This window comes from Mesorhizobium sp. M0340 (genome assembly GCF_040321535.1).
GTDB lineage: Bacteria > Pseudomonadota > Alphaproteobacteria > Rhizobiales > Rhizobiaceae > Mesorhizobium.
This window is the reverse complement of record NZ_JAMYRR010000005.1, coordinates 23,471-49,243: the sequence shown is the minus strand read 5'-3', so window position 1 is coordinate 49,243 and position 25,773 is coordinate 23,471. Positions and strand designations below refer to the sequence as shown.

Here is a 25,773-nt window from a genome sequence, read left to right as displayed (position 1 = left end):
GGCGGATCAAGGAGATTTCGAGATAGCATGAGCACAGCGCAAGCAGAAATTTCTGCCATTCTCATGGATAAGGTTGCCGATTGGCTGACGCAATCGGCGTTGGCGGGCGACGACCTGGAAACATTGGTAAGGGGCTTTTGTGAACGGCTGGCTGCTGCCGGCCTGCCGTTGAAGCGGGTGCATTTGAGCTTTTCGATGCTTCATCCGCTTTATGACGCGCTCGGCTTCACCTGGCTCCGCGGCCAGGGCCTGGAAGTGGAAGGCTTCCGCAAGGAGAACGGCGTTCATTCCGACAGATTCCTGACCAGCCCATACTACCATCTGCTCAGCCACAAGCTCGACCATCTGCGGCGCCGGCTCGACCCGTCGGTGCCGTCGGAATTTCCTGTTTTCGATGACCTCAAGCTGATGGGCGTCACCGATTACATGGCTTTCGTCCATCCCTTCAGCGGCAACACCAGTCAGGGCATGATCGGGTCTTGGTCCACCGACAGTGCCGCAGGCTTCAGCGACAGCATGATTGCGGCGCTGCTGCGCATCCAGAACCATCTAGCTATCGCAACCAAGATGGCCGTGCTCACCAAGCTTGCCGACAACATGATGACCACTTATCTCGGCGGCGACGCCGGCAGGCGCGTGCTCGACGGCCAGATCAAGCGCGGCGAGGGTGATACAATCCGGGCGGCACTGGTCATGGGCGACATGCGCGGGTCGTCAAGACTTGCCGAAACCTCCGGCCGCGAAGTCTATATCGATACGCTGAACCAGTTTTTCGATGCCGCTGCTGCACCTTTCAATCGCAAGGGCGGGCAGATCATGAGTTTCATAGGGGATGGCTTCATTGCCGTTTACCCTTGCGCAAGGCACCGTTCACAGTCTGAGATCGCCTGCCAGGCCGCTCTTGCAGCAGCGCACAAGGCCACCGCGCGCATGATGGATCTCAATCTGCGCAGAAAGCAGCAGGGATTGAGCGACATAAACTATGGTATCGGCCTGCATGTCGGCAATGTGATGTTCGGCAATGTCGGGCTTACCGACCGGCTCACATTCTCCGTCTTCGGCTCGGCTGTAAACGAGGTCCAGCGCCTCCAGACCCTGACCAAGAAATATCCGCACAGCGTTCTCGCCAGCAAAGACTTCGCCAGCTATTGCGGCGCCAACAACTGGCTGGCGCTCGGCATGGAGGAACTGGCGGGCATCAGGCAGAAGCTAACGGTGCTTTCACCCGATTTGACGGGTGCTCTCTCGCTCGACGAAGACGGTGCGGTGGAGCCGATTTACGACCGAATATCGGACGCCGAGCAGGTCATGCTGCTTCATCGCAATGCCGCGCGGCCGTCCGCGGGCGACCCGAGGAAGCTCCAGTAAACCGCCACGATCTGATCCGAACGCGTTTGGTATGCAGTCCGATCGTCGGTTCCGCCAGGGAACTGGCGACTGTTCGAATCCAAGTTGCTCTAGGCTGGCAATGCGCTAGTCTCGCCTTCTGGAGCGGCCAGAGTGGGGGCTGGTGTGAGAATGAATTTGGGCGTTGATCTGCTGCGGATCGAGGATGTTGGCATCTCTTTTGCCATTATAGGGGGACCGTTGCATGCCGTCAGGCGTGCGAATCTTCGCGTCTTGCCCGGCAAGGTTACCGCGCTTGTGGGCGAGTCCGGTTCCGGAAAATCGGTTCTCAGCCAGGCTGTGATGGGCATTTTGCCGAACACAGCCCATGTTCGCGGCCGTATCCTGTTTTCCGATCCTGAAAAGCCCGGCACGACGCAGGATATCCTGCAGATGCCGCGTGACGGACCCGAAATCCGGGCGTTGAGAGGCAGCCGCATCGGCAAAATATTTCAAGAGCCGATGACATCACTGTCGCCGCTGCATACGATCGGCAATCAGGTCAGCGAATCCCTGCAGATTCATACGCCCACGGCTCGGGTGGAGCGCAAGGCGCGGACCGAGGAAATGCTCGGACTTGTCGGCTTTCCCAACCCCAAGCGCGCCTATGACATGTATCCCTTTGAACTTTCGGGAGGATTGCGTCAACGCGCCATGATCGCCATGGCGCTTATCTGCCGGCCCGCCCTGTTGATCGCCGACGAGCCGACAACGGCGTTGGACGTCACCATCCAGGCGCAAATCCTGCAATTGCTGCGCGAGCTTCAGACGAAGCTGAACATGGCGATGCTGCTGATCACGCACGACCTTGGCGTCGTCGCCAATGTCGCCGACGAGGTGGTGGTCATGTACCATGGCGAGATCATGGAAGCGGGACCTGTGGAGGCGATATTCCGCCGGCCGGGCCACCCTTACCTGAAGGGCCTGATGGCCGCCGTTCCGCATTTCGACCTGAAGCCCGGCGAAAGGCTAAAGGCGCTCCGCGAGGTGCCGGTGAATGTCGGGAACCTGCTCGGCAAGCAGACGGCGCCGGCATCGAAGGGGCCGGACGACCTCCTGCTGTCGGTCAGGGATATGACAAAGACCTTCACGATCCGCAAGTCCGGATGGTTCGGCGGAGGTCATCAAACCTCTGTTCGCGCCGTGGACGGCGTGAGCTTTGATATCAGGCGGGGCGAGTGCCTGGGTCTTGTCGGCGAAAGCGGCTCCGGCAAAACCACCGTCAGCAAGGTCCTCATGCGGGCTGTCACCCCTAGCGGCGGCTCTGTGATCTTCAACGGCCGCGATGGTCCGATCGACGTCTTGAAAGCCGAGGGAGACGCTCTGCGCATGCTGCGCGCGAAAATCCAGATGGTCTTCCAGGATCCGGTTTCGTCGCTTTCACCTCGCATGACGGTGGAGAACATTTTGAGCGAGCCGCTGGAAATCCATCAACGTGGCAATGCCGCGTCCCGACTCGCCACGGTCAAGAACCTGATGCAGGCAATCGGACTCGACCCGCGCTTCATAAAGCGTTATCCGCACAGTTTCTCCGGCGGACAGCGTCAGCGTATCGGCATCGCGCGCGCGTTGGCGCTGGGGCCTGAACTCCTGATCTGCGACGAGCCAGTTTCGGCACTCGATGTCTCTGTCCAGGCGCAGATCCTGAATCTTCTGAAGGACCTGCAGAAGGAACTGGGCCTGACCTACCTGTTCATATCCCACAACCTGGCGGTGGTGGACTACATGGCAGACCGCATCGCGGTGATGTGCGGCGGGCGTATCGTCGAGCTAGCGCCGCGCGAAATTCTGCTTAGGAAACCGGTCCACCCCTACACGCGCTCACTGGTCGCCGCAGTCCCTTTCCCCGATCTCGACAGGCCGATGGATTTCAAGACTCTGAAGCTCAGCGGCGCTTCCGATACCAGCGCATGGGGACCGCAATTCCGCGACCAGGGCGACGAGGACATGCTGTCGCCGCTCGATCTTGGCGGCGGCCACCTCGTGCTGGCGCGACGTTCGGCCGATGTCAGCGAGCTACGCCATTGATCAGCCGGCGCACCGTCCTTGGACTCATGGCTTCGGCATTTCTGCCGGGCACGTTGCGCGCCGGCGATCTGGAGCCGGAATTTCTTCAGCCGCAGCTGAAGGCCAGGGCGCTGCCGGCACTCGCCGAACGCCTGCCCAAGCGCCCGCGCGCGTTGAATCTCGCTGCGATGGGCCGGCAGCCCGGCCAATATGGCGGCACGCTGCGCACGATCATCGGCAGCCAGAAAGATATCCGGATGATGACGATCTACGGGTACGCTCGCCTGGTCGGCTATGACGAAAAGCTTAACCTGCAAGCCGACATTCTCGAAAGTTTCGATGTAGCGGATGATCGTGTCTTCACTTTCAAGATACGAGAAGGACATAAATGGTCTGACGGTAGCCTGCTGACGTCGGAGGATTTTCGCTATTGCTGGGAAGATGTCTGGCTGAACGATGAGCTTTCGCAAGGCGGGCTCGCCCCGGCCCTGCTGGCGGACGGCAAGCCGCCACGCTTCGAAATCGTCGATCCGTTGACGGTCCGCTACAGTTGGGATGCGCCCAATCCCGACTTCCTGCCCAAGCTCGCCGCTGCTTCGCCCCTATCGCTTGTTCTGCCGGCCGCCTATCTCAAGCAGTTCCACAAGAAATACCAGGATCCATTCCGGCTCGCCGGTTTAATGAAGGAGAACCGGGCCAAGAAATGGACGCTCTTGCATATCCGCATGTCGCGGCAATATCGCCCGGAGAACCCGGAACTGCCGACGCTCGATCCCTGGCAGAACCGGACCAAGCCGCCGGCTGAGCAGTTCGTCTTCGAGCGGAACCCGTTCTTTCATCGAATAGACGAGAATGGCCGGCAACTGCCCTATGTCGACCGGATAGTCATGAACGTCAGCTCGTCGGCGATCATTTCCGCCAAGACCGGTGCGGGCGAGAGCGACTTGCAAGGCATGGGAATTGACTTCACCGATTACGCCTTCCTGAAGGATGCGGAGAAGCGCTACCCGGTAAAGATGCATCTCTGGAAACGCACACAAGGTTCGCGGCTGGCGCTGCTGCCCAATCTGAATTGTGCCGACCAGGTGTGGCGCGGCCTTTTTCGTGACGTGCGCGTGCGCCGCGCACTTTCGCTCGCTGTGGACAGGCGCGAGATCAATTTGGCCGTGTTCTACGGGTTGGCGCAGGAAAGTGCCGATACGGTCCTGCCGGAGAGCCCGCTCTACCGGCCGGAATTCGCGAAAGCCTGGGTCGCCCATGATCCCGACCAGGCCAATGCCCTGCTCGACGAGGTCGGCCTTCAGGCGCGTGACGATGACGGCCTGCGGATACTTCCCGACGGACGCCCGGCGCAGCTCGTAGTGGAAACGGCCGGCGAAAGCACGCTGGAAACCGACGCGCTCGAGCTCATCACTGATCACTGGCGCAAGATCGGCATCGCTCTGTTCATCCGGACTTCGCAGCGCGACATCTTCCGCAGCCGCGCGCTTGGTGGCCAGATCATGATGTCGATGTGGTCGGGCATCGACAATGGCGTGCCGACCGCCGACATGAACCCCTACCAACTGGCCCCCACCGTCGACGACCAGCTGCAATGGCCGCTCTGGGGTGCTCACTACTTGTCCCGTGGCAAGGTCGGCGAAGCGCCCGATCTTCCGCCCGTGGTCGAGTTGATGGATTTACTCAAGCGCTGGAACGCATCGACCGAAGCCACGGAGCGCGCCGAGATCTGGAATTCAATGCTGTCGATCTATACCGATCAGGTGTTTTCGATCGGCACGGTGAACGGAACGCATCAGCCGGTTCTGGCATCCTCGCGGCTGCGCAATCTGCCCGACAAGGCGCTTTACGGCTACGACCCGACCGCCTATTTCGGTGTCTATATGCCGGATACATTCTGGCTTGGAGAGTCCTGAGCGTGCTTCGATATTTGGTCTGGCGCATCGCCGTGATGGTTCCAACGCTGCTGGTCATATCGGCACTGGTGTTCACGATCATCGAACTTCCCCCAGGCGACTATTTCGACAGCTATGTTGCCGAGCTTCGGGCTCAGGGCGAAGCGGTGGATTCCGATCGCATCGAGATGATGCGCAAGGAATATGGTTTCGATAAGCCACCGGTCATTCGCTACTTCTACTGGGTCGGCGGGATGCTGCACGGCGATTTCGGCTATTCCTTCGAATATGAGCTGCCGGTTCGCGACGTCGTGGGGGACCGAATGTGGCTGACGGTGCTGGTTTCCTTCGTCACGATCATCTTCACCTGGCTCATTGCCTTTCCGATCGGCATGTACTCCGCCACGCATCAATACAGCTGGGGCGACTACGGCCTGACTTTCTTCGGCCTTCTCGGCCTTGCGATTCCGAACTTCATGCTGGCGCTGATCCTGATGTATTTCGCCAACATCTGGTTCGGCACGTCCATCGGCCACCTCATGGACCAGCAATATCTCGGCGAGCCGATGAGCTGGGCCAAGGCGAAGTCGATCCTCGCCCATCTCTGGATCCCGGTCTTGATCATCGGCACCGGGGGCACGGCAAGCATGATCCGGCGGCTGCGCGCCAATCTGCTCGATGAGCTGCATAAGCAATATGTCGTGACCGCGCGCGCCAAAGGCCTTCATCCCTTCAGGGCGCTGGTCAAATATCCGCTGCGCATGGCGCTCAATTTCTTCATTTCGGATATCGGCTCTATCCTGCCGGCCATCATCTCCGGTGCCGAAATCACGGCGATCGTGCTGTCTTTGGAAACGACCGGGCCGATGCTGATCAAGGCGCTGCAAAGCCAGGACATGTATCTCGCAGGGTCGTTCCTGATGTTCCTCGCCTTCCTGACGGTCATCGGCGTCCTGATTTCCGACCTGGCGCTGGCGCTACTTGATCCGCGAATTCGTTTGCAAGGCGGCAGCACCAAATGAACACGCAATCGCCGCTGCCCGCTCCGGGTGCCCCACTGCAACACTACGTTTCCATCGAGTCCTTTGACCTGCAGTCGGTCGAGGCGATGACGCCGGAGCAGGAGAAGGTCTTTCAGGCGTCGCAGCTGCGGCTGATGTGGTGGAAATTCCGCCGGCACCGGCTTGCCCTTGTATCCGGCATATTCCTGGCAACGCTTTATTTCGGGATACTGATCTGCGAGTTCCTGGCGCCCTACGATCTGCACACGCGCAACATGGACTACATCTATTCGCCGCCGCAACGGGTGCACCTGTTCCACAACGGCCAGTTCGTCGGGCCGTTCGTCTATGGCCGCCAGATGACGCTGGATATGGACACGCTCAAGCGGAACTACATCGAGCAACAGGATGATGTTCAGCGGATCCGTTTCTTCTGCAAGGGCGACAAGTACCGGTTCTGGGGCCTGATCGAAGGTGACAGGCATTTTGTCTGCCCCGCCGAAAACGGCCAGCTCTTTCTGGCCGGCACTGACAGGCTGGGGCGCGATGTGCTCTCGCGCATCATCTATGGCGCACGCATTTCACTGACAATAGGCCTCGTCGGCATCAGTTTCAGTTTCCTGCTCGGCATTGTCATCGGCGGACTGGCCGGCTATCACGGCGGTATCTTCGATCTGATCGTTCAACGGATAATCGAAGTTCTGCAATCGATCCCCAGCATTCCGCTATGGCTGGCTCTGGCGGCGATCATGCCGATAACCTGGAGTCCGATCCTGATCTATTTCGGCATTACCGTCATCCTCGGGCTGCTCGACTGGACCGGACTGGCGCGGGCCGTGCGTTCGAAGCTTCTAGCCTTGCGCGAGGAGGATTACGTTCTGGCTGCGCAATTGATGGGTGCCAGAAGCAGCCGCATTATACGGCGGCATCTCATCCCCGGCTTCATGTCGCATCTGATCGCGACGGCAACGATCTCCATACCCGGCATGATCCTGGGCGAGACAGCGCTGAGCTTCCTCGGGCTCGGCCTGAGGGCGCCGATAACCAGCTGGGGCATCCTGCTCACCGAGGCGCGCAGCGTCAGCGTGATCGCGTTCTATCCATGGCTGCTTTTGCCGATGCTCCCCGTCGTTCTCGTCATCTTGGCGTTCAACTTCCTCGGCGATGGGTTGCGGGACGCCGCGGACCCCTACAAGTGACATCACCATACCGCCGCGCGCCGCGCCGCCGACTCCACCCGGTATGATCCTTGTCGGCAGCCTGTTCCCTTGTTGCAGTGTTCATCGTTCGCCTCTACACGCGGCAAGACTCGATCGGGGTTTAACACGTCGCCTCTGGTTTCAGCCGCGAAACGCTCTGGTCGGGGGCAGTTGATTTCGTGGACTTGTTCAGGAGATACAATCGCGCATGAGTCGCCTCGACAGTTTCATCCGGAGGATGACCGCACAGCGCGACATACTCGATCATGTCTGCGCCGAGGTGGCGAAGATAGAGGGCCCCGTGCTCGAGCTCGGCCTCGGTAATGGCCGGACGTTCCACCATCTGCGCGAGCGCCTGCCCGGACGCCGGATCATAGCGTTCGACCGTGCACTTGCCGCACACGCCAGCTCAATTCCCGAAGCTGAAAACCTCGTGCTCGGCGAAATACGCGAGACGGCGAGCAGGTTCATTGGCATCGACGCCGCCCTTGTTCATGCCGACATCGGCACCGGCTATGAAGATCGCGATGCAGTGATCTCTACCTGGCTTCCCGATCTGACCGCGCGCCTACTTCGCGTCGGCGGCATCGCGGTCAGCGGCACGCCGCTCGATCACCCGCAGTTGCAACGCCTCCCGCCGCCACCTTCGGTTCCCGCCGATCGTTATTTTATCTATAGGCGTGTGTGAGGGGCCGGGACGAGCCAAATCTTCAGGGCCAAGCCTTCAGGGGCCGAACCTTCAGGGGATCGTGTATACTGCTATCTCCCGGTCAATGCCGCGCAGCGAGACCTCGTGGGGCACGGGCGTCAGCGCATTCCTGTGCAAGAGATCAGCGGTGAGATTGTCGTCGACCACCGCTCGAGTGGCGAAGATCGCCTGTGCGTTGGCAAGGTTCTGGACCCGCGAAGCAATGTTGACCGTCTGGCCGAAATAGTCCTGTCGCTCATTCATAGACACGGCGATGCAGGGGCCGGCATGGACTCCGATCTTGAGCAGCAGATCCTCGCGCCCGCTCTTGTCGTTGAGCGTACGCATGGCATCGCGCATCCTGAGGGCTGCAGCGATCGCACGATCGGGCGTCGCGAAGGTCGCCATCACCGCATCACCGATCGTCTTCACCACCGCGCCTGCCTCCGCCGTGACGATCTCGTGCAGAACCTGGAAATGCTCGCGTACGAGATCGAAGGCTGAAAGGTCGCCCACCCGCTCGTAAAGCTCGGTCGATCCGCGCAGGTCGGTGAACAGGAACGTCAGGCTGGTGATCTTCAGGCGCTGGTTGATGTCGAGTGTATCCGTGCGATAGAGATCGCGGAACGTCTGGTTGGTGAGCAGGCGCTTGGCGGTCAGGAAGGGCCGGCGTTTTCCCAGGAAATCATGCAATGCCTGGCTGGCGATGAAGACCGTCGGCAGCACGCGGGTGTCGGTCCGGTTTTCCAGCGAAATGCGCAACGGGCCGGGTTGCATCTCCAGCGTCTGGTTCTGGACATGGTCGCGGTCGAAAACCAAAGAGAGGCTCCGGCGCTCCTTTGTTGGTTCGCCCTTCCCGTCGATGAACTGCGCCGAGTGGGTGACCGGCTCGAAGACGATGATGAATTCGGACGGAAGCTGTATGGGCAGAACCGCCTTTTCACCGGGCGCAAGCTCGATATCCTCCAGCGAGAACGTTTCCATCTTTTCCGCGAATTGCTCTTCCGGCAGATCGACGCCGGACGCCCAGTAGATCTGGCGGAAATATTCCGCCACCGGCAGTTCGTGTGGATTGTGGGCGGCAATCCTGCGCACGCGGGGACTGACGGTGAATGTCACCTCGACCATCTCGTCGAGGGTCGGTGAATAGCCCTCGGAGCATAGCGCGCAGGTGTATTCGTCCTTTTGCAGGGTTTTCAGCGTGGCGTTGGTGTCGAGCACGCCGCCACAGCCGGGGCACAGAACATTCCAGGAAATGTCGAAGATGCCCACCCGCGCGGCATGGAGAAAGGCGCCTATTGCGCGCTCCTCGTCGAGGCCATGCTTGCTGGCGAAGGCTGGCGCATTGATGCGGCAAAGTTCGCGGTCCTCGCCCTCCGCGATGGTTCGCTTGATCGCGTCGATCGCCTGTGGATCGACATCGGCCGATTGTCGCAGAAGTGAGAACAGATCCTGAGCTTCGTTCATCGTGCAGGCTCCGGAAAATGCACCCCGTGGCGTTTTGACCGGACCGGTCTTTGGTCCGAATGCTCCATCTTACTTCGAAACGAACCGTGCGGCCATTCGAATGGATAAGCCTGGTGACCGTTCACTTAGGCCGATTTTAACCGGCCGCAAGCAGCATTATGATGGTCCATGGAGCCTTCATCTTTGGGATTTTCTCCCATGCCGACATCCGACAATCCGCCATTTCCCGCGACCCTGCGCCTTTTCTCTGCGGTCGTCATCATCGTCCTGATCGTAGGCGCCGGCCTGTTTTTCGTGCCTGTTCTGGTCAAACCGGGCTGGCCTTGGGCCGTCACGCCGTTCAATGCGCGCTTTCTCGGCGGCTTCTACACCGCCGAAATGGTCGTGATGGCGGCGCTGCTGGTCTGGAATCGCTGGTCGCCCGGCAGGCTCGTGCTCGTCATGGCCTTCATCTTCACCGTCATCGTGTCGGTGGCTTCGTTCATCAATCTCGGCTATTTCAACTTCGAGCGCAAAGCGCCCTGGCTGTGGTTTTTGGTCTATCTTGCTTCGGTCGCGGTATCCGGGCTGTTCCTGTGGCGGGCCAGAGCCCGTCCTTCTGCGAAAGGCGTGACCTTAAATCCCGCATGGCGCGGCTACATGCCGGTGGAATCCGCGATCCTTGGGCTCTATGGCGTCGGCCTGTTGCTGTTTCCCCTGACATTCAGTGGCATCTGGCCATGGCCGATCGATGCCTTCCACGCTCAGGTCTACAGCGCAATCTTCCTCGCCGGTGCGGGCGGTATATATCTCGTCTGGAGAAGCGCGCCGCGCCAGGAACTGCTGGTGCTCGGGTTGGCACAGTTTCTGGTTGGCCTGCTTGCCATCCTCGGCGTCGTCATCACCGACGCTGCGGTGCACCGGATCGACTGGACGGCGATCGGGACATTGTGCTGGCTCACGCTTTTCGGCTGGATCGGCATCAGCGGCGTCTTCAAACTCTACGCCGCCTCCCGGTATTTCAGCTCGCAATCGGCATCATAGGTTGAGAGACGGCTGGATTTTCAGGTGGCGTCCGGTGCATCGTACCGGGCCGATTGCCTTCGCCGGGAACGCCATGACCAGCACGACGTCGCCACCCTCCGAGAAAAGCCAGCCGCTGCTCCGGTCCGTCCGGCCAAGCGATGCAGAGGCGCTTTGCGCTATTTTCAACATGCCGGGCTTCCGCCAGGGCACGCTCAGGATGCCTTTCGAGATGGTGGAGCAGGTGGCGCGGCGCATCGCCAAGTCCGGCCCGGAAACCACCTGGATCGTTGCCGAGCTGGACGGCAAGGTCGTCGGCCACGGCAGCCTGGTCGTGCAGGGTTCACCCCGCCGTTCGCACATCGGCGAGATCAATATCGGCCTTGACGATGCCTTTGTCGGCAAAGGTATCGGCTCTGCCATACTTGGCGCGCTGCTTGACGTGGCCGACAACTGGCGCGCCCTGAAGCGAGTCGAATTGACCGTCTATGCCGACAACGAACCGGCCCTCCGTCTCTACAAGAGCCACGGCTTTGAGATCGAAGGCCGGCATGTGAAGGCCGGCTTTACCGACGGGCAGTACCACGATCTCCTGAGCATGGCCCGGCTGCGGTTCTAAGATCCGCCGTTTGCCTTAGCTGTTTAGCCAATCTGACAATTCGTGCCGAGTCAGCGAACAGGGCTGCATCCACCAAGTCTGCTCTCGCTTGGCGTTTACACCGCAAGCGGCTAGACGGGACCAATGACCGCCGTCTTTGATCCAACCCCTACCCCTCCGCCGGAAATTCTGGCTGTGCTGTCGCTGCTCTGCCCGGAGGTCGTGCGCGACATCGAGCAGAACTGGAATGCACCGGTTTCCGATTACGCCCGCCATCTGTGGCGGCCGGTGGCAAGGCCTGCATCGGGCCCGGCGATCGCTGCCCGCTCGATCCTGCGCGAAGTCCTGCATCAGCGACTCGATAGGATCATGCGGCCTGAGGAGATCGGCAAAGCCCTCGACGAGTTCGAGCACAGACCGGTGATTCAGTCCGGCCTGCACTGCCTGCTTCTGATGGACCGGATCACCTTCGATGCCCTCCTGCTTGCCTGGCTCGGCGCGGTCGAAAACGGGCTGTCGGCCTTCGTCGGCTTCATGGGAGCGACGATGACCATGGAGACAGTTGGCCGGGAGGGGCCGGGATGGCTCGATGTCGGCGACGACAAGGTCAACCTGTTCGGCATGGGGCGCCACAAACTGTGCCGCAAAAGCGCCTGCGTGGCCGGTCCCGTCTCCCTCAACAAGCGCGCGCTCGAAACGGTGGGCGATGAAACGGATGCCAGCCGCTGGCTGGGCACACTGCTTGCCAGTCAGGACAAGGTGTTTGAAACCGCCGCCGATGCGCTGACTGCCCTGAACAAGGATCTGGTCGGCAATTGGGATCGTGCCGGCATGGCCCTGCCGGTTTTCATCGATGATCGAGCCGCCGCGGCTGCCATGGCGCGGCATCTGGAATATGACGGCAGCCTTCTTTCCAGACTGCTCATTGAACCCGCAAGACGCCAGCGTCTCGAACGTGCCTGGCAAGAGGCCGCATCGAGCCCATTTGGCAGATTCCTGCCCAATGCCACGGACTATTTCTGGGGCATCCGCGAGGAGCGCGTGCGCAAACTCGTTCTCGAGAACGGGCACCTGATCGAGCCCGACAGGCCGCAAGGTCTTTCCATCCCGTTCGAGCGGCCGTATCTCAGGCAGGCGCTGCTGGACGGCGTGCTGCTGCCGAACTTGTTCCTGACGTTCCTCGTCCTTGCCATATTGCCGCGCGCGCGGGTCGTGGGGGGCCTAAGACAGATTGGCTATGTAGCGCTTTTCCACTCTATCCTTCTGGCCGCGCTAGACGAAAACGCGCCGGAAGAGCGCGATCTGGCTGCGGAGCTGCAGGTTCGGGAAAATGCCTGGGGCATGCGGGTCATCGATGAAAAGATCTCAGTCCGCGAGCAGCTTGCCGGCCTGCCGGAAGGAGCGCTCTTCCCGGACCTGCTCCGGCAATACCGATTGCGGACATTTGCCGAGACGACCGACGACCTAAAACTGGTTCGCGAAAACGCCAGATGGCGCAAGATCGGCCAGGCAGAGATCAAGCCGACCTGAGCCTAATTCGCAACCGCAAGCTGACAGCGAGCCAGCCGTTGCATCAAGAGGTCATGCGTAGCGCTCTGCCACCGGACCCACACGGATGGCTCGATGCCCATTTGCGCTGCCGCTTGCTCGTCGACGGCTATCGGTGCATCCTTGTGATTAGCCTGGCCGTGCAGTGCGGGCGAGATCACGCCGTCACGGCCACTAGTGAGGTCTTGTTCGATGGACTGCTCGGGCTGCGGTTTCGAGATTGAGGGCGGTTACGCCTTCTGTCCGAGGTGTGGCAGGCGCCAGCCCGTGGCATGCGCCAGTTGCGGCTACACCTGCGCACCTGATTTCGAGTTCTGTCCGAAATGTGGGGCAAGCGTCGGTGCGCCCGCAAAAGCCGTCGAACGGCCTGCTCCGGCACCAAGCCGGACCATTGTGCCGCCTTCTCGAACTCCGTCGCTGCTTCCGAACATCGAAAGCGAAGAAGGGCTGCATCCCGTCTCCGACGCCGATCGCCGGACCGTAACGGTCCTGTTCGCCGACCTTTGCGGCTTCACGACACTCAGTGAGCAGCTCGACCCCGAGGTCATGCAAGCGCTGCAGAATAAACTGTTCAAGGAATTGACGGCGGCCGTGCGAAACTTTGGTGGTTTCGTCGACAAATTCATCGGCGATGCACTGCTCGCTTTGTTCGGTGCGCCGGTCGCGCATGAGGACGATCCGGAACGTGCGCTTCGCGCCGCTCTCGACATGATCGCCCGGACGGCGCGGCTCGGCGAAAGCACCCCCCACTCCGGCTCGCCTCTGTTACTCCACATCGGCATAAACACTGGTCCGGTCGTTACTGGCGGATTGGGCATCGGCACCGCCAGATCCTATTCGGTGACCGGCGACACAGTGAATACGGCGCAACGCCTGCAATCGCTGGCCGCACCGGGTGAGGTGCTGGTAGGCGAGCTCACTCACAGGCTGACCCGGCATGCCTTCTCTTATGAGTCGCTCGGTGATGTCGTGTTTCGCGGCAAAGCTGGCAGCGTGCTCGTCCATCGACTGGACGCACCGTTAGCGGTGCCGCGTGCAGCGCGCGGGCTCGAGGCGCTCGGCCTCAGTGCGCCGCTAATTGGTCGTGGTGCGGAGCTCAATAGAATGCTGGCGAGCCTTGACCAGGCGTGCGGCGGCTCGGCCCAACTTGTCCGCCTCGTCGGAGAAGCCGGCATCGGGAAGTCGCGGCTGGTGAAGGAGTTCGTCGCCCGCGTCGGCGACGAGGATCGTTTTCGCAACGTCGCCGTGCGGCAGGCCACGTGCTCACCGCTGGGTGAACAATCTTTTGGCGCCTTGGGCGCCGTGGTGCGCAGCGCTGCCGGGATGATGCAAAACGACAATGGGGACGAAATGCGGGGGAAGCTCGCAGGCTTGCTTGCCGATCTCGGCCTGCAGGGCGAGGAGGCGAAGCGGCTGATGCCTTTGCTCTATCATGTGCTCGGCCTTGGCGACCCCGACGCCACCTTGCAGCATGTCGAGCCTGAGCAGTTGCGGCGGCAAATTCTCTACGCAGTCCGCACAATCATCGAACGGCGGCTTGCGTTGTCGCCGCTGTTGATCGTCGTCGAAGACCTGCACTGGGCCGACGCCGTGTCGCTCGAGGCACTACGTTTCGTGATGGACAGGTTAGAACGCACGCGGTTGATGTTGCTGGTCACGCATCGTCCGGCGCCGGACAACGACCAGCTCGACTCAAGTCGGGTCAGTCACACAGCGCTCAGGCTTCCGCCGCTCAATAGTGATGACGGACGCAGGCTGCTCGCGGCGCTTTTCGGCGAGAGCTGGGTAAACTCCGCAGGAGGGCTTCTCGATCAGATCCTCGAGCGCGCGGGCGGCAACCCCCTTTTTGTAGAGGAGATTGTTCGCGGCCTTATCGATCGCGGTGTACTGATGCGAGAGGGCCAGCGATGGCGGACTGTGGCCGGCGAAGCCGCAACCGGCATCCCCGCCACTATCCAGGCGATGTTGCTTGCCCGCGTCGACCGGCTGCCCCCAGAGGTGCGCCGGTTGGCTCAGGAGGCCGCGGTAATCGGCCCGCGCTTCGACGCCACACTTCTGAAATCCGTGACGGCCGACCCCGGCCGGCTTGAAGCCGGCTGCGAACTGCTTTGCGATGCGGAAATTATCGAGGAAGTTGCCGGATCAGGCTCGGTCTCGTCGCAAAGCTACCGCTTTACGCAAACATTGCTGCAGGACGTGATCTACCAGAATCTGCTCCTGCAACGCCGGACCGACATCCACGGGCGGGTCGGTGCTGCCTTGGAGCAACTGTGCGGCGACAAGCCGGAACGGCTCGAGGATTTGACCGTGCTCGGTCATCATTTCGCACTGAGCGCCGAGCGGGAGAAGGGCGCGCATTACCTGCAGGCGGCAGGCGATCGCGCTCGCATGATATACGCCAACGACGACGCCCTTCGTTTCTACGAGCGAGCACTGACAGCATTGGACGCGATCGGGCAAACACCGCTCAAACTGGCAATTGCAGAGCGCATTGCCGATTTGAGCGGCCCGGCAGGCCGCCGCGAGATCGCGCACCACCACTACGAGACCGTGTTGCAGGCATACCGCGAATCGGCCAATCGCGTCGCCTCGGCGCGAGTTTTGCGTAAGATCGGTCGGCTGCTCTGGGACGTCGGCAAGCGGGACAAGGCAGAACCCTGCTATGCTGAGGCGGCAGCGCTCCTCGATGGAGCGGATGCCCCGATCGAGCAGGCGCATCTGTGGCAAGAACGTGGCCGACAGGCGTTCCGTAGCGGAGATCACGCTCTCGCGGCAAAATGGGCAGACGCGGCGCTGGATTGCGTACGCAATCTGACAACGGAGCATGTCTCCGAGGTAGGGCGTGATGCCACTCTTGTGACCGCCGAGGCACTCAATACCAAAGCTGTCGCGCTGGCTCGCCTTGGGCGAAACCGTGAGGCCGTGCGTCAGGTTGAGCGTAGCATTGAATTGGCCGAAGCCGCCGGTCTGCTGGGCGCAGCTTGCCGCGGCTACACCAATCTCGGCGTGCTATACACGACCATCGATCCGGCACAGGCGATGGAGGTCTGTCGGCGCGGTCTTGAAGTGGCGCGCCGTATTGGTGATTTGGGTTTCCAGGCGCGCCTCCTCGCCAATCTGGCGGTCGCTTGTTGTACTTTCACGGATCGCTGTCCAACGGAGGGCGTGCCTGCTGCCGAGAAGGCCATCGAGATCGACCGGGCGCTCGACCAGCGCGAGCACCTGCCGGTGCCGTTGATCGTGCTTGGGCAGATCCACCAGTGCAACGGCCGTCCGGACCTGGCCGTTGGTTTGTTCCACGAAGCACTGGACGTAGCCCGCGAAACGGGCGAACCCCAACTGCTGTTTCCGTGCTATGATGGTCTTGCAACGCTTAATCTCGACCTCGACAATCTGGCCGAGGCCGAACGCTACTTTTCCCTGGCGCAGGGTATATGCGCCCAGCACGGGCTCGACCCGGAAGCGCTCGTGGTGCTGCCTTTTCTCGACTAGCCGGGGTTGGAGGTTGGAAATGTCCGCGCGTAGTGACTTGGTGCCGCTTCAACCGGGCGACCGTGCGCCGAACGTGGTACTCGACGCCATTACACAGGAAGGCAAGATCGCGCTTGACGACTTTCGCGGCCAAAAACCGGTGCTGGTCGGCCTGTTTCGAGGTCTGCATTGTGCGTTTTGCCGGCGCCATATCGCCGCCCAGGCGCGGCTTGATCCGGAGCTGCGCGAAAAGGGCGTGGAGAGCCTGACGGTGGTCAACACGCCGATCGAACGGGCGCGTCTCTATTTCCGCTACCATCCGATGCCGAATCTGCTTGCGGCCTCCGACCCTGAACGTGCTTCACATCGTGCTTTTGGACTGCCCAATCTCGAATTCACCCAAAACGAGACGAACTGGCCGTACAAGGTCTCGATGGCAGCGGCAAAGGATATGCGGGTCGACATACCAGGCGAGTTGCCCGGTCCTATGGATCCTCTTGAGGCCAGCGAAATCCTCAACAAGAAAGACCATTACGAACTGACGGAAGCCGACGAGCAGATGATAGCAACGGGACACGGACAATTGATCGGTCAGTTCCTGCTGGACCGGCAAGGGATCGTCCGCTGGAGCTTCACGGAGGTTCCAGAGGGCGGGCGATACATGTTTGGGGCGCCAAGCCCGCAGGAGCTGATGTCAGCCGTGTCCCAAGTCGCCCAATAGACTTGCGAACGAGGTAAGCGGAACGGGACGCTGAACAAAACGCGGAACCAACTTGTTACAAATCTAGACACTGACAAGTTCACGGTTCATGCGAGCACGGCCTCGACAACCGCAACAAAGTCATCGAGCGAACGATCCCCACGAATTTCGATGCGCGGAAGGTCGATGGGATCGCAATCGAGGTCCGCCGGCCCGTGTCTGCCGCCGAAGCCGATTCGATAGCCGCACTCCTTGGCCAGCCTGCCAAGCCGTCGGTCGGTGACTGAGAAGGGTGCCGCGAACGCCGCGGTTGGCCGACCGGTCCACCGTTCGATGAACATACGAGAGCGCAGAAGCTCAGCGGCCAAGTCAGAGCTCGACAGACCATCGATCGCGCGATGCGTCGCCAGATGGCTTCCGAAGAAGGCACCTTCGCCGGCGAGGCGTCGCACCGTCCCGGCGTCCATAAGCGGCGTCGGCGGGCCGCTGTAGGCGTCCCACTGTGCACTTTCACCCACCAAGTCCGTCACCAGGAACACTTCCGCGGTCAGGTCGTTCGCGCGCAGGGTCGGCCAGGCATGGTCGGCAAAGTTCTGGAAGCCGTCATCGAAGGTGATGAGCACCGGGCGGCCAACGAAAGGCTGACGGTTGGCAATGAACCATTCCAGCTGCTCGGAGCTAATCGCGTGAAAGCCATTGGCGCGCAGCCATGTCATTTGGCTGGCGAATGCGGCGGGCGTGAGCCGAAAACGGGCGAGCGCGGCCGGACCTTCATCGGAGACGCTGTGATACATGAGGACAGGGATACGCTGCCGCCGCTCGCTACGTGCGACGTCGCGGCGCAAGGCCCGCGCCCCGCCCCAGACGATTTTTCGCGCGACCCCCATATCGATGCGCGCGCGGATTGGCACATGATCAATGACTGGTTCCATCGCCACGTCGCCTGGTGACAGGCGGCGGAAGCGGTCTATGCGATAGAGCTCGGTCTGGATCGATTGCTCGAGGACAAGACCTTCGGTCCCCGCCAGCGTCTCCGAGATCGCTTGTGCACCGAATGTGTTCCAGTCGAAGCCCGTCCTCTCAGGATTGTCACGTAGCACGAATGCGTGTGCGCTGATGAAGCTGCCGCCAGGCGCCAATGCCTCAACGACTTTCTTGGCGAAGCGTTGCAACTCGGCGAGATCATCCAGGTAGTAGAGCACTTCCGAACAGAAGATCAGATCCATCTCACCCGGTAGCGTATCGGCCATGAAATCCAGTACGCCGAACTCAACATTCGGCTGATCGCCGCATCGCGCGCGCGCCCGCTCGATGGCTATGGCGGAGATGTCAGTTGCGGTCAAATGGCTCACGCGCGGCGCCAGTTGCCGCGTGAAGTGGCCTTCCGCACAGGCCAGCTCAAGCGCCCGTCCAATGGGACCGGCAGGCAGAATTTCGAGCTGCCGCTCATATTTCTCCTGCTCATAGGACGAACCGTAATTCCAGGGATCCTCGGTCGCGAAATAGCCATTCCAGAACGACGTGCGATCCTTGTCGTGCCTGGCCCGTGCGCGGCGCAGCGCCGGGGGAGGCTCCGCGGGTTCGGCGCTCGACCGAACCAGCTCCCGCGCTTCCTCGGCCAATTGGGCGAGTTTGCCGAAGTGACTGTCCGGATCGGACCGGCCTTCAAGCCGCTCGGGGGGCACGACATTCAGGATCAATTCGATCCAATAATCCCTTGTCACTGTCCCAAGTACGCCGAATTGCACGACAGCCTCGATCTGGCCATCCATCGTCAGATAGGCATAGATTTGATCGATTCCTTCCGGCACTTCGATCGAGGTCGGATTTCGCGCGTCGACACGAATTCCAAGTGTCCGCGCCAGCCTGCGCGGCGCGGCGAGATCGTCGACATCGAGCAGCATTTGCTCAAGATGATACTGGACGCGGCGAGCCGCATCGGGATTGTTCCAGACCTTACCGAGTTCGATGATCAACTCGGTGAGGGAGCCGCCGAACCTGTCCCACCTGGCAGCCAATTGCGCTGGCACCGACAGGCTTCCGACCGCTAGGCCATCGAAGATCACCTTGGCGATCTCTCGCGCCCATTTGCGTCCTGGCGGGAGCGCGCGCAGGGACTGCGGGTTGATCGAGCGCGAGCCGCTGCCGCAATCCGACGCGGCGTTCCACAACGCGAACCACGCGAGTGCCTCGGAGGCGGTGCCGCCGTTCGCCTCGATCGCTCCATTGGCATGAGCCGACGCCGGGTGTTTGACCCTGGGATCGGCGGAAAAGCCGCGGGCGATCACGATTTCAGCATCTGCCAGCATCTGCGTCGAATTGCGGCTGAGCGCGTTGAGGCTGGTCCGATAGAAAGCGAGCGGCTCATCGACCATCACCCAATTTTTGCCCAGACGTGCGAGGCGCTGCCACAGGTCCCAGTCCTCGCAGGTGCGCAGCGACACATCGAAACCGCCCAACGCGACAATTGTCTCCCGGTCGACCAGCAGCGCGTGAATGGCGATGGCACGTCTGCGGGCGAATGTCTCGAAGGGCTGGATCGCAACCTCCGTTGCGATGCTCGACGGGGTGAGTTCGCCATCGGGCATCACGCGCCGGGAACCGCAATAGGCGGCCACTGCATCGGGAACGGATTTCAGTGCGGCCAGCATTTTGGCGAGGAAGCTGGCATCCACCCAATCGTCGGCATCCAGAAACATAAGCCAGCGGCCGCGCGCTGTCGAAATCCCGCTATTGCGCGCGCCGGCGGCGCTATACGCGCACGACCTCAACGTCCGAAATCGGGCATCGTGCTCTACATACCCGGCGATGATCGAGGGGGTGCGGTCCGTGGAGGCGTCGTCGACGATGATCGCCTCCCAATCCACTATTTCCTGATCGAGAAGGCAATCGAGTGTGCGCGCCAGCGTTACCTCCGCGTTGTGCGCAGGAATCACGATTGAAACCAAGGGATCATGCGCCACGCCGTCTTACCCGCGCCCGGTCCAAAGGCACAACAAGATGCGTTGATCTTTCTTGGCGTGCCGGCAAGCGTTGCGCCGACGGTTTGCTCGGCATTGAAAATCGGTACCATACCGCCTTGCGGTAGCATTGTCCTGGATCATCGAGCTTTCGTTTTCTTCGGCAAGAGTCGGCGAATGTCAAAACCGGATGACGGCATCGGATGGCAGCACTGCCCTGTCAAGATCGGGGCGAATTAGAGACAGGCAAAAGACTTGAAGACAGGCCGAATAGCAAGCGCGCATGCCCGACGGCTTGGAGCTGAGGTCGATGTGCCTGGGCATTTCCTTTCGCGCATTTCATCTGCAAAGAGATGATCGCGGGCGAAGACACGAGCGCAAGCTGATCCGGATCGAGCCGCATGTCGAAATCTATCCGAATGGGGACGCACGAACCGACTTGAGCCGAGAAAATTCCGGCTTGCGGGTCGGCTATTTTGCTGACATGTTTATCAGTTTCTAAATTAGCGCTGTGGCAATGTCAAAAGAAGGGGCATGGGATGGCCAAGGAATCTTCGAGTACCGCTTCTTCGGCAAATAAAGCGGACGCAAATCTGACAAGTAATGCAGACGGAAGCGGGCTGAACTTCATGGCGGGCCAGGCTCGCGAGAGCGGGCCTCCCGGCGACGCTGTAGGTGTCGACAAGATACGTGATCTGCTGTTCGGCAACCAGATGCAGGACTATGACCGCCGCTTTTCCAAGCTTGAAGAACGGGTCTTGCAGCGCTTCAAGGATGTCGAATCCGAGGCCAAGCGCAATCTTGAAATGTACGAGTCAAATGCAAAGAAGCAGGTCGACTCGCTTGCGGCGCAATTGCGGAACGAAAAAGACGCGCGAGCCGACGCCGATAAGGAGATTGATCGGAATCTTCGCGAGCAAAATCAGGCGCTCGAAAAGCAGGTGCGCGCGTTGTCGGATCAGTTGAGCGAGCTTGAGCGGGAAGTTGCGGACCGGATAAATCGAAACGATCATTTGCTGCGTGAGGAAATCAAGCAAAAGAATGAAAGCATTCAGATGCTGATGGAGAAAATGTTTTCCGATCTCGGCAATGTCAAGACCGACCGAAATCTTTTGGCTGGCCTGTTTGTCGAGGTTGCAAAATGTCTAAATCAGGATCCGGTGGGCAGCAAGAACAACTCGGAGCGTACCTGGAAAGTGAGTTGATGGGAACTTGACGTCGACTGTCGACCCAATCAGCCTCCCTAAAAGAGCGGCTTCGAACGATACAGAGATTGATCGCGAGGCTCTGGCCCGCCTGTTGATCGAAATTGCCCGGAACGTTGATCCGGACTATCGTGCGCGTCTCGACGGAATCCCAACCGCCGATCCTCGCATGGAAACGCTTCGCCAGTTGCTGGTCGGCCGCGAAATTTCGGAGCTTTCACGAGTTACCCACCTGCTCGACGAACCTGAGCAGCTTGCGGCGGCAGTGGGGGGCGTCCTCCCCGGTGCAGCCGCACGGGCGTCTCATGCGCAACTCGGCGAGGCCCTTGCGCCAGTTGTCGAGAGGGCTGTGCAACGGTCCATCCAGAAAAGCCCGCGCACGCTGACGGATATATTATACCCGGTGTTTCTGCCGGCTATTCGCAAGTCGATCGGCGAAAAGATCGACCAAACCTTTCAGTCGCTGAATGAAACCTTAAGACATATATTTACTTGGCATGGGCTCAAGTGGAGATTTGAAGCTTGGAGAACGGGGGCAAGCTTCTCAGAAGTTGTTCTTAGGCATTCTCTTGTCTATCGTGTAGAACATGTCTTTCTCATTCACCGCAATTCCGGGCTTTTGATCAAGCATGTAACTGCCGAAAACGCAACCAGCGAAGATCCTCAACTGATTTCCTCGATGCTTAGTGCAATTCAGGATTTTGTAAAAGACTCATTTAACGAGAAAGAACAGAGTGGCCTGGACACTATCCGTTTCGGGGAGCTTCGTCTCTGGTCGGAAGTTGGGCCGTTTGCGACCTTGGTTGCGGTGATCCGGGGAAATCCGCCGGAGGAATTACATGAAATAATTCGCGATGTATTGCTTCGCATCCATGATGAATGCTCACAGGCCCTGGAGCAGTTTGACGGCGACAGTTCGCAGTTGGCCGGCGTCGAGACGCAGTTGCAGACCTGCGTTGATCTGAAGCAGGAGGAATCAAACCAGGGATTTCCGTGGCTGGTCCTGGCTGCAGTCCTGCTGGTTTTGATTCCCGCAGGCGGTTGGTTCTTTCTTTCCTGGCAATCCGGGCAGCGCTGGCAGGCGTATGTGTCGCGACTGGGGATCCAGCCGGGCATCATCGTTGCCGACCAAAAGGTGCGCGATGGCCAATTCTATATTACCGGCCTGAGAGACCCTCTTGCCGCCGACCCGCAGTCGCTGTTGGCCGGAACGCAGGTCGATCCCGCCCGCGTTCATTCACACTGGCAATTCTATCAGAGCCTTGAGCCGGAGTTCGTGCTGAAGCGGCTGACGGCGTCGCTGGTTCCGCCGGATTCAGTACGGCTTTCGATCGTCGAGGATCGCATCGTTGCCGAGGGGGAGGCTCCCGACACCTGGATAGATCGGGCGCGCGCAGCAGCCCAGCAACTTTCGGCAGGTGGACCGGAATTCGATATCTCCAGGGTTCGTGATGTGAGCCCCGAAGCACGCGCGGCGGACCGCTGGCAGACTTATGTGTCGCGACTGGAGGCCCAGCCGGGTATTATCGTTGCCGAACAAAAGGTGCGCGATGGCCAATTCTATATTGCCGGCCTGAGAGACCCTCTTGCCGCCGACCCGCAGTCGCTGTTGGCCGGTACGCAGGTCGATCCCGCCCGCGTTCATTCGCAGTGGCAATTCTATCAGAGCCTTGAGCCGGAGTTCGTGCTGAAGCGGCTGACAGCGTCGCTTAACCCGCCGAAATCGGTTCGGCTTTCGATCGTCGAGGATCGCATCGTTGCCGAGGGTGAGGCTCCCGACACCTGGATAGATCGGGCGCGCGCAGCGGCCCGACAGCTTTCGGCAGGCGGACCGGAATTCGACATCTCCAAAGTTCGTGATGTGAGCCCCGAAGCACGCGCGGCGGAGCACTGGCAGGCCTATGTGTCACGACTGGAGGCCCAAGCGGGAATCATCGTCGCCCAGCAAACGGCGAGGGGCGGACATTTCTATATTTCCGGCCTGAGAGACCCGCAGGCCGCCGACCCGCAGGTTCTGCTGTCCGGAACAGGTGTCGATCCTGCCCGCGTTCATTCGCAATGGCAATTCTATCAAAGCCTTCATCCGAAGTTCGTGGTGAAGCGGCTGATGGCGTCGCTGACTCCGCCGGATTCAGTACGGCTTTCGATCATCAAGGATCGCATCGTTGCCCAGGGTGAGGCTCCTGCCGCCTGGATAGATCGGGCGCGGGTCGCCGCCCAACAGCTGTCCGCGGACGGACTCTCTCTAGAACTCTCCGAGCTGCGTGAGTTGACCCCTCCGGAACTGACTCATTTGAGGGAGGCTATTCAAACGGTCAGCATTTTCTTCGATTCTGGCAAGGCTGTACCGGGACCAGAGCAACTGCCGGTTCTCGACAAATTGGCGAGTCAGTTGAAGGAATTGGCCACGGACGCCCGCAAGGCAGGGGTAACAGCACAATTCATGTTGACCGGCCATTCGGACGAGACGGGCCGTGAAACGGCCAAGTTGTCGATCAGCGCGGCGCGCGCGGAAACAGTTCGTGCGCTTCTCAAGAAACGCGGCGTCGATCCGGAATTGCTCTTGGTTCGCGGCGCGGGCACCTTTGAGCCAGCGGAGACCGAAAATAGCCGAACCGGGAGCTCCGCGAACCGCAGAGTTTCGGTTACGGTAAACTTCCACTAGGCGGAGCCCAGGATATTGCAAAAGAAGATCTGCATGTTGGGCGGGTTCGCTGTCGGAAAGACGAGTCTGGTTCGCAGGTTTGTGCAAAGCATCTTTTCAGAAACCTACTTGACCACGGTGGGAGTGAAAATCGACAAGAAGAGTGTCGCATTCCCGGACAAAACCGTGGATCTGATTTTGTGGGACTTGGCCGGCGAAGACGATATCGGCTCATTCCGCGTCAGCTATGTGCGAGGTGCGAGTGGGCTCGTGCTTGTCGTCGATGGAACACGCGCTGCTACTCTTGCCGTGGCGCTCACGTTGCGCGAGCGGGCCGAGGCTGAATTCGGCGCTATGCCGTTTGTATTGCTGTTCAACAAATCCGATCTGGCCGATCGGTGGGCAATATCGGATAGTGAAATTGACGAACTGAGGCAACTTGGATGGCAAATCTATCTAACAAGTGCGCTTTCTGGTGAACATGTTGATGATGCGTTTCGTCAACTTGCTTCGATGGTCAGCAAATAAACCATGCATGTCTTGCCAAGAGAAGTTAGAAGCTGGATTTACGATTTCTTCTACAACGAGCGCTCGGTCGCATATCTAAAAATCGACGCCCAGCTTTGCGTAGCTGCGAAGGGCGGTAACGTTAAACATTACGGACTCTCGTCAGTTCGCATAGGTAAGCCTGTTGCCGAGCAGCTTGAATTCATGGAAGGTTTGTTGCCCTGCCCGGAGCTTCCATTTGATATGGACATGGTCGAACTGCCCGGCGGGCGTGTCGCGGACCTCCATCTTTTTGCTGACAATGCCTGCGTGTGGCTGCTCTTTCTTGACGCCGCTGCCGAACGCGACAATAGGCAGCGGCTTCAACAGAAGGCTTATGAAATGACGCTTCTGCAAGAGAGGGAGCGTCAACTCAACGAGAAATTACAATCGATGAACGAGGCGTTGAGGGCGAGCCAAGAGGGATTGTCGCGTGAATACCAACGCGCCGAAGCCCTACTCCTCAACATTCTTCCGGCGTCGATCGCGGAGCGCTTGAAAGCGGACGAACAAATTGCAGACAACCATGCTGACGTGAGTGTGCTTTTTGCCGACATCGTCGGTTTCACGGAAAGAGCGCGGAGCGTCGGAGCCGTAACGACGCTCGCTATTTTAAATTACTTCTTCAAGGCGGCGGATCTGCTCTCGGAGCAATACGGCTGCGAAAAGATCAAGACAATCGGCGATTGTGTAATGGTGGTGGCTGGCCTGCCCGCCGCGCGATCCGATCATGCGGAAGCCCTTGCGCACTATGCACTTGAACTGCGCAACGAGGTCAAGCGCGAACGCTTCGCAGGAGAACCGATAAGACTCAGAATTGGAATTCACTCAGGACCAATCGTGGCGGGCGTCATAGGCAAAAGGCGGTTTGCCTATGACCTATGGGGCGACACCGTTAATCTCGCCGCACGTATCCAAACGTCCGCGGAGCCCGATGAAATCCGCATTTCGGATGCAACTCATCAACTGCTTGGACCAAATTTTGCTTGCGACCCACTCGCGGAAACGGAATTGCGTGGTACAGGTCGTGTGCGAATGTGGCGGCTCCCGGCCTGATTTGCCGCATGGCAGCGCCGACTCGGAAGCGCATTGCATCTCAAGCAACATCATGGTTTCCAATGTCCGCAGCGGTGCGCGAAGCAGTTGACCACCGAGCGACCGCCAAAGGTCTGTCCTGGTCAGCTCAGGAAATCAGTTCCTGAGGTTTAACGTCGATGCCCAGTTCATAGAACGGCCGGAGACCTGGGCCGAGGTCGGAATGCCCTGCCCCCGCGGCTAAATAAACACCGCCAAGTACCCGGCGCAAGGTCCGGCTCGGAACGATGACGTCTTGCACCGCAACATCGGTTTCTTCAAGGTAGGGCAACAACCGACATAGATGTCGTTGCTTGCCGATTTGACCGGAAGGTTACAGCACGATGCCACGCATCACTCGACGATTGGGGGCCAGGAATCT

Annotated in this window: 17 protein-coding genes; 15 read left to right on the top strand and 2 right to left on the bottom strand. The window is 60.1% G+C overall.

Features of this window, described 5'->3' with window-relative positions; translation table 11 throughout:
• Nucleotides 1-27 precede the first annotated feature (27 nt).
• The 6 genes from NKI79_RS09020 (at nt 28) to NKI79_RS08995 (ending at nt 8,176) form a co-directional block, all read left to right on the top strand.
• The gene (locus tag NKI79_RS09020) at nt 28-1,368 is read left to right on the top strand and encodes an adenylate/guanylate cyclase domain-containing protein (RefSeq protein WP_352475782.1); all 1,341 of its coding nucleotides are present in this window, start codon (nt 28-30) and stop codon (nt 1,366-1,368) included.
• Nucleotides 1,369-1,518: 150 nt separating this feature from the next.
• Nucleotides 1,519-3,414, top strand: a complete 1,896-nt coding sequence (locus NKI79_RS09015) for an ABC transporter ATP-binding protein (protein ID WP_254818873.1) — start codon at nt 1,519-1,521, stop codon at nt 3,412-3,414.
• Complete coding sequence (locus NKI79_RS09010) at nt 3,411-5,309, top strand: ABC transporter substrate-binding protein (RefSeq protein WP_352801166.1); 1,899 nt, start codon at nt 3,411-3,413, stop codon at nt 5,307-5,309. The genes NKI79_RS09015 and NKI79_RS09010 overlap by 4 nt, the downstream gene beginning before the upstream one ends.
• A gap of 2 nt (nt 5,310-5,311) precedes the next feature.
• Nucleotides 5,312-6,310 carry an ABC transporter permease gene (locus NKI79_RS09005; RefSeq protein WP_254818875.1) on the top strand — a complete coding sequence of 333 codons (999 nt, stop codon included), beginning with the start codon at nt 5,312-5,314 and terminating at the stop codon, nt 6,308-6,310.
• Nucleotides 6,307-7,488, top strand: coding sequence for an ABC transporter permease (locus NKI79_RS09000; RefSeq protein ID WP_352801164.1), 1,182 nt, complete (start codon nt 6,307-6,309; stop codon nt 7,486-7,488). The genes NKI79_RS09005 and NKI79_RS09000 overlap by 4 nt, the downstream gene beginning before the upstream one ends.
• Before the next feature lie 208 nt (nt 7,489-7,696).
• Nucleotides 7,697-8,176, top strand: coding sequence for a class I SAM-dependent methyltransferase (locus NKI79_RS08995; RefSeq protein ID WP_352801162.1), 480 nt, complete (start codon nt 7,697-7,699; stop codon nt 8,174-8,176).
• A gap of 51 nt (nt 8,177-8,227) precedes the next feature.
• Here the strand turns inward: NKI79_RS08995 and NKI79_RS08990 are convergent, their stop codons facing one another.
• Nucleotides 8,228-9,643, bottom strand: coding sequence for an adenylate/guanylate cyclase domain-containing protein (locus NKI79_RS08990; RefSeq protein WP_352801160.1), 1,416 nt, complete (start codon nt 9,641-9,643; stop codon nt 8,228-8,230).
• Nucleotides 9,644-9,841: 198 nt separating this feature from the next.
• Between NKI79_RS08990 and NKI79_RS08985 the strand changes: the two genes are divergently transcribed.
• The 5 genes from NKI79_RS08985 to NKI79_RS08965 all read left to right on the top strand — a co-directional run bounded on the left by NKI79_RS08985 (nt 9,842) and on the right by NKI79_RS08965 (nt 16,983).
• On the top strand, nt 9,842-10,666 hold the full coding sequence (locus NKI79_RS08985; RefSeq protein ID WP_352801158.1) for a hypothetical protein: 825 nt from the start codon (nt 9,842-9,844) through the stop codon (nt 10,664-10,666).
• 73 nt (nt 10,667-10,739) lie between these two features.
• On the top strand, nt 10,740-11,264 hold the full coding sequence (locus NKI79_RS08980) for a GNAT family N-acetyltransferase (protein ID WP_302895874.1): 525 nt from the start codon (nt 10,740-10,742) through the stop codon (nt 11,262-11,264).
• Nucleotides 11,265-11,387: 123 nt separating this feature from the next.
• A complete protein-coding gene (locus NKI79_RS08975; RefSeq protein ID WP_352801156.1) occupies nt 11,388-12,773 on the top strand; it encodes a hypothetical protein in 1,386 nt (461 codons plus the stop codon).
• 210 nt (nt 12,774-12,983) lie between these two features.
• Nucleotides 12,984-16,283: an ATP-binding protein gene (locus tag NKI79_RS08970; protein WP_352801154.1), complete on the top strand. Its 3,300-nt coding sequence runs from the start codon at nt 12,984-12,986 to the stop codon at nt 16,281-16,283.
• Nucleotides 16,284-16,302: 19 nt separating this feature from the next.
• Nucleotides 16,303-16,983: a redoxin domain-containing protein gene (locus NKI79_RS08965; protein WP_254818884.1), complete on the top strand. Its 681-nt coding sequence runs from the start codon at nt 16,303-16,305 to the stop codon at nt 16,981-16,983.
• Nucleotides 16,984-17,069: 86 nt separating this feature from the next.
• On the opposite strand, the gene NKI79_RS08960 is transcribed toward NKI79_RS08965, so the two are convergent.
• Nucleotides 17,070-19,925: a trifunctional glycosyltransferase/class I SAM-dependent methyltransferase/polysaccharide deacetylase gene (locus NKI79_RS08960; protein ID WP_352801152.1), complete on the bottom strand. Its 2,856-nt coding sequence runs from the start codon at nt 19,923-19,925 to the stop codon at nt 17,070-17,072.
• Nucleotides 19,926-20,461: 536 nt separating this feature from the next.
• On the opposite strand from NKI79_RS08960, the gene NKI79_RS08955 reads away from it, so the two are divergent.
• From NKI79_RS08955 to NKI79_RS08940, 4 genes are read left to right on the top strand one after another with little or no spacing between them, the layout of a single operon-like run.
• Complete coding sequence (locus NKI79_RS08955) at nt 20,462-21,127, top strand: DUF3450 domain-containing protein (RefSeq protein WP_352506856.1); 666 nt, start codon at nt 20,462-20,464, stop codon at nt 21,125-21,127.
• Between the two features lie 7 nt (nt 21,128-21,134).
• Entirely contained in the window at nt 21,135-23,792 is a 2,658-nt protein-coding gene (locus NKI79_RS08950; RefSeq protein WP_352801150.1) for an OmpA family protein, read from the top strand.
• Nucleotides 23,793-23,807: 15 nt separating this feature from the next.
• A complete protein-coding gene (locus NKI79_RS08945; protein ID WP_254818889.1) occupies nt 23,808-24,299 on the top strand; it encodes a Rab family GTPase in 492 nt (163 codons plus the stop codon).
• Nucleotides 24,300-24,302: 3 nt separating this feature from the next.
• Entirely contained in the window at nt 24,303-25,373 is a 1,071-nt protein-coding gene (locus tag NKI79_RS08940) for an adenylate/guanylate cyclase domain-containing protein (protein ID WP_352801148.1), read from the top strand.
• Nucleotides 25,374-25,773 lie beyond the last annotated feature (400 nt).

Bases quoted from the DNA above. Each gene is read 5' to 3' on its own strand.
- NKI79_RS08980 (WP_302895874.1), top strand. From the start codon at position 10,740: ATGACCAGCACGACGTCGCCACCCTCCGAGAAAAGCCAGCCGCTGCTC.
- NKI79_RS08970 (WP_352801154.1), top strand. From the start codon at position 12,984: ATGGACTGCTCGGGCTGCGGTTTCGAGATTGAGGGCGGTTACGCCTTC.
- NKI79_RS09015 (WP_254818873.1), top strand. From the start codon at position 1,519: ATGAATTTGGGCGTTGATCTGCTGCGGATCGAGGATGTTGGCATCTCT.
- NKI79_RS08985 (WP_352801158.1), top strand. From the start codon at position 9,842: ATGCCGACATCCGACAATCCGCCATTTCCCGCGACCCTGCGCCTTTTC.
- NKI79_RS09000 (WP_352801164.1), top strand. From the start codon at position 6,307: ATGAACACGCAATCGCCGCTGCCCGCTCCGGGTGCCCCACTGCAACAC.
- NKI79_RS09020 (WP_352475782.1), top strand. From the start codon at position 28: ATGAGCACAGCGCAAGCAGAAATTTCTGCCATTCTCATGGATAAGGTT.
- NKI79_RS08975 (WP_352801156.1), top strand. From the start codon at position 11,388: ATGACCGCCGTCTTTGATCCAACCCCTACCCCTCCGCCGGAAATTCTG.
- NKI79_RS08990 (WP_352801160.1), bottom strand. From the start codon at position 9,643: ATGAACGAAGCTCAGGATCTGTTCTCACTTCTGCGACAATCGGCCGAT.
- NKI79_RS08965 (WP_254818884.1), top strand. From the start codon at position 16,303: ATGTCCGCGCGTAGTGACTTGGTGCCGCTTCAACCGGGCGACCGTGCG.
- NKI79_RS08955 (WP_352506856.1), top strand. From the start codon at position 20,462: ATGGCCAAGGAATCTTCGAGTACCGCTTCTTCGGCAAATAAAGCGGAC.
- NKI79_RS08940 (WP_352801148.1), top strand. From the start codon at position 24,303: ATGCATGTCTTGCCAAGAGAAGTTAGAAGCTGGATTTACGATTTCTTC.
- NKI79_RS08995 (WP_352801162.1), top strand. From the start codon at position 7,697: ATGAGTCGCCTCGACAGTTTCATCCGGAGGATGACCGCACAGCGCGAC.